A 9,318-nucleotide genomic window follows, 5' to 3' on the forward strand; every position below is an offset into this window, starting at 1 on the left:
TGGTTTCCTCCTCCAGCTCGGTGGATTCGATGTAGTTGTTCTTGATGTTGGTCTCGAAGTATTTGTCCAGAGTTGCCTGAATCTCCTCGGTATTGCCTGGAGTCAGCTCGCTGGTTTCGCCGATCAACTGGATGGTTTTGTTGCCTTCGTCATCGGTGACACGGACGTTGATTTCCTGGCTGGTTTTCTGGATGTATGGTTTCTGCTCGTCGTCGTATCCGATCACATAGGTGATGCTGCCGCTGATCGGTTCCTCGTCGCTGCTCTCGCTCTGGTAGTTGTTGATGAGCCACTGACGGTTGTAGATAACCTCGTATGCTTCCTGACCATCCATCTCGGTTACGCGGATACGTTTGTACATGGAGGAGTCAATTTCAGAGGTAGCAGTGCCAAGGCTGTATGGACGAACACCCAGACCGCTCTCCAGATCGGTGCGGACATATTTACCGTCGCTGCCCATGTAGTAGTACTCGTCCGGTTTTACAAAGAAGTCGGACAGCACTTCGCTGCTGATTTCATTGACGGTGGCTTCCTGGAAGGTGATGCCGTCGTCGCTGCGTACAAAATATGCCTCACGGGTAACCTGGCTCTGATTTGCAGTGCCCATGTCGCCTTCGGTGTGTCCATAGGTTGCGCCGACCGAAGTACCTGCCTCGATCTCGGTGGTGTTCTGGATTGCCTGGTTGATCGCCTTCTGATAGTTGCCGACCTTGACCTCATCGTAGATCAAAAATGCCAGAACGGCGATAACGACGATCACCCCTGCGATGATGAGGGGTTTTTTCATACCCTGGTTTTTGCTTGCTCTCTGATTCATTGTTTTTAACCTTCCTTATTTATGTATTGCTAATTTTTCTACCTCAGCCGCCAGCTCCTCGACCACACGGTCCTCGGGAATCTTGCGGATGATTTCCCCTTTTCTGAAAAGGATGGCACAGCCGTCGCCGCCTGCGATGCCGATGTCGGCTTCGCGCGCTTCGCCTGGTCCGTTGACCGCACAGCCCATGACTGCCACCGTCAAATCGGCTTTGCAGTCTTTGAGCCGCTCCTCCACCTGCTGCGCCAGACCAATCAGGTCAATTTTGGTGCGTCCGCAGGTCGGACAGGACACAAAGGTGATGCCCTCGCGGCGCAGACCGATCGACTTGAGGATGTCGCGTGCAGCGTAGACCTCGTTGACCGGATCGTCGGTCAGCGAAACGCGGATGGTGTCGCCGATGCCGTCGCACAGCAGCGAACCGATGCCGACCGCCGACTTAATCAGTCCCATGCGCGCAGTGCCCGCCTCGGTGACGCCCAGATGCAGCGGATAGCCGCACTGCTGCGCCGCCAGCCGGTAGGCTTCGATCATCGTCTGCACGTTGGAGGACTTGATCGAGATGGCGATCTGGTCGTAGTCATTCTTTTCGATCAGGGATGTATGATACAGCGCACTGTCCACCATGGCCTGTGCAGTGGGGTGGCCGTATTTTGCCAGAATGTGTTTTTCCAGGCTGCCGGAGTTGACGCCGACACGGATGGGCACATTGTGCTGCTTGCAGGCCTGTACCACCTGACGCACTCTGTCCTCATCGCCGATTTTGCCTGGATTGATGCGCACCTTGTCCACGCCGGCAGCCACTGCCTCCAGTGCCAGCCGGTAGTCAAAGTGGATGTCCGCTACAATCGGCACATCGACCGCCTGTTTGAGCCGGTCGATCAGTCCGACCGACTCCATGTTTGGAATTGCAGCGCGGATGATCTCGCAGCCGGCAGCTTCCAGGCGTCTGGCCTGTTCGACACTGGCATCAAAATCCTCCGCGGGAGTATTGAGCATCGACTGGATGGTGATGGGTGCATCGCCGCCCATCTTCACCGAGCCCAGCGTGATCTGTTTTGATTTTCTTCGTTGCATGTCGGTTCGCTCCTTTAAGGCCATCAGCCCTTGATTAAACGGACAATATCGTTAAAGGTGACCACCAGCATCAGGCCCATCAGCAAAAACAGGCCGGCTGCGTGGACATAACCCTCATACTTTGGTGCCACCGGTTTGCCGCGCAACAGCTCCAGCACCAGAAACAACAGTCTGCCTCCGTCCAGCGCCGGCAGCGGCAGCAGGTTAAAGACGCCGATGTTGATGGTGATAAAGGCTGCCATCATAAAGATGGTGGAAAAATCTCTGGTGGAGGCGACCTCTCCGATCATCTGGGTCACGCCGACCGGACCGGAGAGCTGGTTCATCTCAAACTGTCCGGTGATGAGCTTGCCAAACGAGGTCCAGACCTCCTTGACAACGCCTGTGGTCATATACCAGGACTCCTTGAGCACCAAAAGCGGTGCCTTTTCCAGTCCCTGCACCTTGAAGTCGAGCTTGACGATGACCTGGTCCTCGACCTCCTCGTAGTCAAACGGGACGTCGGACAGCTCGATCTTTTCGCCGTCGCGGATGACCGTCATCTGCACCGGCTCGGCGCCCACATCGACAAAGGCGTAGATCAGGTCGTTGGCGGTATGCACCTTGTATCCGTTGATGGATACGATCTCGTCGCCCAGCTCCAGCTTTTCATTGCTGACGGCAGCAGGATCAAAGTAGCTGATCTGGGTGCTGCTGACGACCGGTCGGGAGATGACTAGCCCCAGCATGATGGCAAAGCCGAGAATCAGGTTCATCGTGGCGCCCGCCGCAATGACCAATATCTTCTGCAGCGGCTTTTTGTTGCAGAAGGCGCGGCTGTCCTGACTTTCCTCGTCCTCGCCTTCCATGGCGACATAGCCGCCGATGGGCAGCGCACGAAGGGTGTAGCGTGTTTCTCCTCTGGTGATGTGGAACAGCTCCGGTCCCATGCCGATGGAAAATTCCGGCACGCTCACACCTACCGCCTTGGCGGTCAGAAAATGTCCCAGCTCATGAATCAGGATGATCACGCCAAAGATCACCACTGCCAGCAGGATGGTTACAACCAGATTCATCAAATCCCTCCCAGTCCTCTATCTTGGATGTAATTGAAGTTATCTGTCTGCAAAACGCTGCCGGACATACTCCCTTGCTCTGCGGTCGGCATCCAGCACCTCATCGACGCTGGAGTAATCGCCCAGGTCAAAGCGGTCGAGCGCACCGCGCACCGCCGCAAACAGATCCAGATAGCCGATGCGGTCCTGCAAAAACAGCGAGACCGCTTCCTCGTTGGCGCCGTTGACCACACAGGGGTACAGACCGCCGCGTTTTGCCGCCTCGATGCAGTCGGCAAGACAGGTAAAGGTTTCGGTATCCGGTTTTTTGAAGGTAAGCTCTCCACAGGAGAGCAGATCCAGACGTTTTGCAGGGGATTCATACCGGTGCGGCCAGGTCAGCGCATACTGAATCGGAATCATCATGTCCGGTGCGCCCATCTGTGCCATCACCGAGCCGTCGTTATACTCGACCATCGAGTGAATGATGCTCTGCGGATGGACCACAATGTCGATCTTCTCCGGCGGCATCGAAAACAGCCACATCGCCTCGATAAACTCCAGACCTTTGTTCATCAGCGTGGAGGAGTCGATGGTGATTTTTGCGCCCATCGTCCAGTTTGGATGCCTGAGCGCCTGCTCCTTCTTGATGCCGGCAAGCTCCTTCTGGGTTTTGCCGTAGAAAGGTCCGCCCGAAGCGGTGATAATCAGCCGGCGCACGCTGTCAGGATCGTTGCCCTGCAAGCACTGGAAGATGGCGGAATGTTCGCTGTCGATCGGTGTGAGCAGCACGCCTTTCTCTCTGACCAGGTCGGTCACCAGCTTGCCGCCGGCGACCAGTGTCTCCTTGTTGGCAAGTGCAACGTTGTTGCCCGCCTGAATAGCGGCAACGGTGGGACGCAGTCCTGCCACGCCCATCAGCGCATTGATGACGGTATCCTGCTGAGGATTTTGCGCCACCTCCAGCACACCTTCCATTCCTACAAGAACGGTGGTGTCGGTGTCAGCGACGGCTGCTTTGAGCTGGGCTGCTGCCTGCGGGTCGGTCAGGACCGCATAGCGCGGATGAAACTGCCGCACCTGCTCCTGAAGCAATTTCCAGTTGCTGTGCGCGGTCAGCGCCAGCACCGAATAGCCCATCTTTCGGCAGACGGTCAGACTCTGGGTGCCGATCGAACCGGTCGAACCCAGAATCGAAATTGTCTTGTTCATAGAATCCCTCTTTAGTTTTTCCCGAATTGTTCGGGATATCTGAGATAGTATAGCATAACTTTTTTACGATAGTGTTAAAATTCTCAAAAAAGTCCTGTGATTGAAGATTTTCCGACGCCTGTCTCGTTCTTTTTCCAGGATAATTAGGCGATGGAACAGATCGGGAAGATCAGTGTCGAAGCATAGATAAACGGCAGCGTGAACAGCACGCTGTCAAACCGGTCGAGCACACCGCCGTGGCCTGGCATGATCTTGCCAAAGTCCTTGATGGAAAACTGGCGCTTAATCATCGAGAAGCTCAGATCGCCCAGCACACTGATGAGCGACGCCAGCAGCGATACCACCGTCAGGCGCAGATAATCGACCTCGATGGGTGCGTTGAGCACATCGCACACCTTGGAAAAAATCATCGCGGCAAGGAGGTTGAGCACCACGCAGGTGACAAGTCCTCCGATCAGACCTTCCACCGTCTTGTGCGGGCTGACCAGCGGACACAGCTTGTGTTTGCCCAATGCCTTGCCGGTGAAATAGGCGCCGGTGTCGCTGAACCAGGCGCAGAACAGCGCCAGCAGCAGATAGTACATGCCCAGCACATGACCGTTGTTGTCCCGCAGATAGATTGCTGCCGACAGCGACATGGTCATTCCGATGCTCATCATAAACACCAGTGCGATGTCCTCCACACGGGTATCCTGATGGGTTTTGAGCAGTATCAGAAAGAGCAGCGCAATATAGGGCAGCAAAAACAGCGGCAGAAGATTCATTTCCTTTTTCATCGGAACGTACGGAAATACTGCCGCCATAAAATAGGCCACTGCCGACAGCAATCGGTTGTGGCTGATTCTGGTTGCCGTCAAAAACTCATGCATTGCAATCAGCGCGATCACCATGATAGCGATGTTGAGAATCGGTGTCTCGAAAAAATTGAGCACAATAATCAGCAGAATAATTCCGACAACGGCAGAAAGCACTCGTGTTTTCACAAAAACCTCTCCATTCCCGCGGCTGCCAAACCATACAGCCGCACATGTCTATATCCCTTTTCCAAAAGCGATGCAGCCGTTTACAGAATATGTTCCCCAGGCTGCGGATAGAACGTTTGGACCGGTGGGATTAAACGCCGCCAAACCGGCGGCTGCGTCCGCGATAAATCTCGATGGCGCGGTCCAGGTCCTCCGGCGTAAAGTCCGGCCAAAGCACATCCATAAATACAAATTCCGAATAGGCGGCCTGCCAGATCAAAAAGTTGGACAGGCGCTCCTCCCCGCTGGGACGGATAATCAGGTCAGGGTCGGGCTGTCCGCCGGTATAGAGGTGTGCGGAGATCAGCTGCTCGTCGATGTCCGACGGGTCCAGTTTTCCCTGCTGCACCTGTCCGGCGATGGCGCGCATAGCGTGAGCAAGCTCGTCGCGTCCGCCATAGTTGAGCGCCACATTGACCGTCAATCCGGTGCGATCCTTGCCCAGCGCCTCGATGCGCTGGATCTTCTGCTGCAGGATCGGGCTTAATGCGCTCATATCTCCGATAAAGCAGGTGCGGATGTCCTGGTCCTCCTTCTGGCGCGCAAATGCCTCGTCGATGTACTGCTCGAGCAGCGACATGATCGAGTCCACCTCGTCCTTGGGACGCTTCCAGTTTTCGGTGGAAAACGCATAGACGGTCAGATAACGCAGGCCGATGCGCTCGCAGTGTTCCACAATGCGCCGAAAGGTTTTGGCGCCTTCGCGGTGACCATATTTGCGTGGCAGGCCGCGCTGTTTTGCCCAGCGTCCGTTTCCATCCATGATAATGCCGATATGCGCCGGCAGATCGGCTGTATCCAGTCGGTTGTTCTGCATAAGATTGTCCTTACTCCTTTTAAAAAGCCAGGCACCGCATCGCGGTGCCTGGCACTGCATTTTGGGAGGGTACGTTGCCGTACGGCTTCTTACAGGCTCATAACTTCCTGTTCTTTTTCCTTCACCGCTTTGTCGACCATCTTGATGAATTTGTCAGTCAGGTCCTGAACGTCCTTTTCTGCGCTCTTCAGATCATCCTCGGACAGTTCGTTTGCTTTTTTCTGTGCTTTGAACTTATCCATTGCATCGCGGCGGATATTGCGGATTGCAACCTTTGCGCTCTCGCCTTCTTTGGAAACCTGTTTGCACAGCTCTTTACGGCGTTCCTCGGTCGGTGCTGGGAATACCAGACGGATGACAGAACCGTCATCGGTTGGGTTGATGCCGACATCCGATGCCTGGATTGCCTTGTTGATGAGCTTGAGGGTGGATCTATCCCATGGCTGGATAACCAGTGTTCTTGCATCCGAGGTGGAGATGGTAGCCAGCTGCTGGATTGGAGTAGCTGCTCCGTAGTAATCGACAGTGACACGGTCAAGAACCGAAGGAGACGCCTTGCCTGCACGGATGGTGCCGAACTCGCGGTAGAGCGAGTCGAGGGTCTTGTTCATTCTTTCTTCAATTTCCTTGTACTGTGCTTTCATAATTGCCTCCGTTCTGCCGAATATGCTCGGCAAATAATAGAATTTTCTTTCGGTAATTATTTTACAAGTGTGCCGATATCTTCCTGTCTGACTGCGCGCAGGATGTTATCCGGATCTTCCAGGCTGAACACCAGAACCGGAATGTGATTGTCACGGCACATCGAAGCTGCGGTCATATCCATGACAGCCAGCTGTTTTGCCAGCACCTCATCGAAGGAGATGGTGCTGTAACGTTTGGCGTTTGGATTCTTGTGCGGATCGCTGTCATAAACGCCGTCGACCATCGTTGCTTTGAGGATGATCTGTGCGTCGATCTCAGCGGCACGCAGCGAAGCAGCGGTATCGGTGGAGAAGAACGGGTTGCCGGTTCCGCATCCAAAGATAACCACGCGGTTTTTCTGCAGATGACGGACTGCACGGTTGCGGATGTATGGCTCGGCAATCTGCTGCATCGAGATGGCAGTCTGGACGCGGACGTCGCAGCCGACCTGCTCGAGGGCGTCAGCCAGCGCCAGCGAGTTCATGACGGTTGCCAGCATACCGATGTGGTCGGCACGGGTGCGGTCCATATCGCCGCTGCTGCGGCCGCGCCAGAAGTTGCCGCCGCCGACAACGATGGCCACCTCGGTGCCGAGGTCATAGATCTTTTTGATGCTGGAACAGATGGCATGGACAGTTTCGTGGTCCAGACCTGTTTTGTTGTTGCCCGCAAGAGCTTCACCGCTCAGTTTGATAAGCACGCGCTTATACATATTTTTCACTCCCAATTTATTGTTCTATGCACCAGGATTTTACTATATCTCCTATTTTACCGTAACTCTCCACCGATGTAAAGACCTTATCGTCCCTTTGCAGAAATTATACGAAATATTTCTGTCACGATTGGACGATTTCCCTCAGATTTTCACAGGCAGAAAAACAGGGCACAAGCTCATCCACTTGTGCCCTGGAAAAATGACGTGTTGTCCAGTCTTATTTTACCATGCTGGCAACTTCGCTTGCGAAGTCGTCAACTTTTTTCTCCAGACCTTCGCCTTTTTCATAGCGAACAAAGGAAACGATCTCGATCTTGCCGCCGAGCTCTTTTGCTTTTGCTTCGGTGTAAGATTTGATAGTCTGGTCGCCGTCTTTGATGAATTCCTGGTCGATCAGGCAGTTCTCTTTGTAGAACTTCTTGATTCTGCCCTGAACCATCTTCTCAGCGATAGCTTCTGGTTTGCCTTCGTTGATAGCCTGGATCTTGAGGATCTCTTTTTCTTTTTCGAGAACTTCAGCAGGAACCTCGGACTCGTTGAGGTAGGATGGGTTTGCAGCAGCGATCTGCATTGCAACGTCCTTGCCGTACTCTTCGAAGCCTTCTTTGTCTGCAACGTCGGTATCAAATTTTACCATAACGCCGATGTTGCCGCCTGCATGGATGTAGGTAGCAACGTCGCCTTCGTAGCGAACAAAACGTCTGATCTTGATGTTTTCACCGATGGTCTGGATCTTCTCGGTGGTCAGGTCAGCGATGGTCATCTCGCTGCCAACTGCTTTGGAAGCGTTGAGTGCTTCAACGTCAGCTGGATTTGCCTCAACAACAGTTTTTGCACAGGTCTCAACAAATGCCTGGAACTCAGCGTTCTTAGCAACGAAGTCGGTCTCTGCGTTTACTTCGATAACAACGCCAACTTTTTTAGCGGTGTCAACGTATGCTTTTACGATACCTTCAGCAGCGATACGGCTAGCTTTTTTAGCAGCAGCAGCCAGACCTCTTTCACGCAGCAGTTCGATTGCCTTGTCCTGATTGCCGTCAGCCTCGGTCAGTGCTTTTTTGCACTCCATCATGCCGCAGCCGGTGATTTCACGCAGTGTTTTTACGTCCTGAGCTGTAAATGCCATGTCAAATTCCTCCAAACTTTAGTTTCGTTTGCTTTTTATTAGAAAAGAAGCTCCCGACAGGACGCTCCTGTCGGGAGCGGTAACTTCCCTGTCCGACGTTTTATAAATTATTCAGCGTCTTTCTCTTCAGCTTCCTGAGCCTCAGTTTCGGTCTGAGCGCCCTGTCTGCCTTCGATGATTGCGTCAGCCATGGTACCAGCAATCAGTTTTACAGCACGGATTGCATCGTCGTTACCAGGAATTACATAATCAATTTCATCTGGATCGCAGTTGGTGTCAACGATAGCAACGATCGGAATACCCAGTTTCTTTGCTTCAGCAACAGCGATTCTTTCTTTTCTTGGGTCAACGATGAACAGTGCGCCTGGCAGCTTGTCCATGGTCTTGATACCGCCCAGATATTTTTCGAGTTTTTCGATTTCAAGCTCGAGTTTGCCTACTTCTTTCTTTGGCAGACGATCGAAGGTGCCGTCTTCCTGCATCTTGCGCAGCTGTTCCAGTCTCTGGATTCTGCGGCGGATGGTCTTGAAGTTGGTCATCATACCGCCCAGCCATCTAGCGTTAACATAGTGTGCGCCTGCACGCTCTGCTTCTTCTTTGATGGACTCGCCAGCCTGTTTTTTGGTACCAACAAACAGTACGTTGTCGCCGTTAGCAGCTACATCGCGAACGAACATGTAAGCTTCTTCGAGTTTCTTAACGGTTTTCTGCAGGTCGATGATGTAGATACCGTTTCTCTCGGTGAAGATGTATCTTGCCATCTTCGGGTTCCATCTGCGGGTCTGGTGGCCAAAGTGTACGCCTGCTTCCAGCA

The 9,318-nt window shown here is 53.5% G+C and carries 10 protein-coding genes; all 10 read right to left on the reverse strand.

What is annotated here, in order from left to right; all coding sequences use genetic code 11:
- Positions 1-817, reverse strand: an 817-nt coding sequence (locus tag Q0L39_RS09000; protein WP_296628525.1) for a hypothetical protein, incomplete at its 3' end; no start/stop codon positions are given.
- Positions 818-832: 15 nt separating this feature from the next.
- On the reverse strand, positions 833-1,918 hold the full coding sequence (gene ispG / locus Q0L39_RS09005) for a flavodoxin-dependent (E)-4-hydroxy-3-methylbut-2-enyl-diphosphate synthase (RefSeq protein WP_296628526.1): 1,086 nt from the start codon (positions 1,916-1,918) through the stop codon (positions 833-835).
- Positions 1,918-2,949 carry an RIP metalloprotease RseP gene (gene rseP / locus Q0L39_RS09010; protein WP_296628527.1) on the reverse strand — a complete coding sequence of 344 codons (1,032 nt, stop codon included), beginning with the start codon at positions 2,947-2,949 and terminating at the stop codon, positions 1,918-1,920. Before rseP ends, ispG begins: the two co-directional genes overlap by 1 nt.
- 39 nt (positions 2,950-2,988) lie before the next feature.
- Positions 2,989-4,140: a 1-deoxy-D-xylulose-5-phosphate reductoisomerase gene (locus Q0L39_RS09015; protein ID WP_296628528.1), complete on the reverse strand. Its 1,152-nt coding sequence runs from the start codon at positions 4,138-4,140 to the stop codon at positions 2,989-2,991.
- A 143-nt stretch (positions 4,141-4,283) separates the two neighbouring features.
- Entirely contained in the window at positions 4,284-5,123 is an 840-nt protein-coding gene (locus Q0L39_RS09020) for a phosphatidate cytidylyltransferase (RefSeq protein WP_296628529.1), read from the reverse strand.
- 130 nt (positions 5,124-5,253) lie between these two features.
- The gene (locus tag Q0L39_RS09025) at positions 5,254-6,039 is read right to left on the reverse strand and encodes an isoprenyl transferase (protein WP_296628530.1); all 786 of its coding nucleotides are present in this window, start codon (positions 6,037-6,039) and stop codon (positions 5,254-5,256) included.
- 29 nt (positions 6,040-6,068) lie between these two features.
- On the reverse strand, positions 6,069-6,623 hold the full coding sequence (gene frr / locus Q0L39_RS09030) for a ribosome recycling factor (RefSeq protein ID WP_296628531.1): 555 nt from the start codon (positions 6,621-6,623) through the stop codon (positions 6,069-6,071).
- A 56-nt stretch (positions 6,624-6,679) separates the two neighbouring features.
- A complete protein-coding gene (pyrH, locus tag Q0L39_RS09035; RefSeq protein ID WP_296628533.1) occupies positions 6,680-7,384 on the reverse strand; it encodes a UMP kinase in 705 nt (234 codons plus the stop codon).
- 211 nt (positions 7,385-7,595) lie between these two features.
- On the reverse strand, positions 7,596-8,504 hold the full coding sequence (gene tsf / locus Q0L39_RS09040; protein ID WP_296628535.1) for a translation elongation factor Ts: 909 nt from the start codon (positions 8,502-8,504) through the stop codon (positions 7,596-7,598).
- 107 nt (positions 8,505-8,611) lie between these two features.
- Positions 8,612-9,316, reverse strand: a complete 705-nt coding sequence (rpsB, locus tag Q0L39_RS09045; RefSeq protein WP_296628537.1) for a 30S ribosomal protein S2 — start codon at positions 9,314-9,316, stop codon at positions 8,612-8,614.
- Between the last annotated feature and the right edge of the window lie 2 nt (positions 9,317-9,318).

This window comes from uncultured Negativibacillus sp., from assembly GCF_944388365.1.
In the GTDB taxonomy this organism is placed as follows: domain Bacteria; phylum Bacillota; class Clostridia; order Oscillospirales; family Ruminococcaceae; genus Negativibacillus.

Bases quoted from the DNA above. Each gene is read 5' to 3' on its own strand.
- Q0L39_RS09015 (WP_296628528.1), bottom strand. From the start codon at position 4,140: ATGAACAAGACAATTTCGATTCTGGGTTCGACCGGTTCGATCGGCACC.
- Q0L39_RS09025 (WP_296628530.1), bottom strand. From the start codon at position 6,039: ATGCAGTGCCAGGCACCGCGATGCGGTGCCTGGCTTTTTAAAAGGAGT.
- tsf (WP_296628535.1), bottom strand. From the start codon at position 8,504: ATGGCATTTACAGCTCAGGACGTAAAAACACTGCGTGAAATCACCGGC.
- rseP (WP_296628527.1), bottom strand. From the start codon at position 2,949: ATGAATCTGGTTGTAACCATCCTGCTGGCAGTGGTGATCTTTGGCGTG.
- ispG (WP_296628526.1), bottom strand. From the start codon at position 1,918: ATGGCCTTAAAGGAGCGAACCGACATGCAACGAAGAAAATCAAAACAG.
- frr (WP_296628531.1), bottom strand. From the start codon at position 6,623: ATGAAAGCACAGTACAAGGAAATTGAAGAAAGAATGAACAAGACCCTC.